The organism is Vibrio sp. Vb1980 (genome assembly GCF_033338615.1).
In the GTDB taxonomy this organism is placed as follows: domain Bacteria; phylum Pseudomonadota; class Gammaproteobacteria; order Enterobacterales; family Vibrionaceae; genus Vibrio; species Vibrio alginolyticus.
In genome coordinates this window covers 1-516 of sequence record NZ_JAWOSZ010000183.1, presented here as the reverse complement: position 1 = coordinate 516, position 516 = coordinate 1, and the positions used below count along the sequence as shown (strand labels likewise).

1 pseudogene is annotated in these 516 nt (G+C 47.7%); it reads left to right on the top strand.

The window, feature by feature from the left end:
• Window positions 1–516: pseudogene (locus R7F64_RS24410) on the top strand (carboxynorspermidine decarboxylase); the annotation flags it as partial.

The window sequence follows — 516 nt, the reverse complement described above, 5'->3', positions numbered from 1 at the left end:
GGGTGAGCATGGGTGGTGGCGTATTCTTCACGTGGCCGGGTTACGATATTGAGAAGCTAGGTCTAGCGTTAAAAGCATTCTCTGAGAAGCACGGCGTGCAAATGTACCTAGAGCCGGGTGAAGCCATCATCACTAAGACGACAGACTTAGTGGTTACTGTGGTCGATATCGTTGAGAACGTGAAGAAGACAGCAATTGTTGACTCTGCAACTGAAGCACACCGTCTTGATACGCTGATTTACAATGAACCAGCTTCCATTCTAGAGGCATCTGACAACGGCGAGCACGAGTACGTGATTGGCTCGTGTTCATGTCTTGCCGGTGATCAGTTCTGTGTGGCAAATTTTGATCAACCACTAGAGATCGGTCAACGTCTACACATTCTAGACAGCGCGGGTTACACGATGGTGAAACTAAACTGGTTTAATGGTCTACGCATGCCTTCTGTTTACTGTGAGCGTTCAAGCGGCGAGATTCAAAAGCTGAATGAGTTTGACTACTCAGACTTCAAACGCT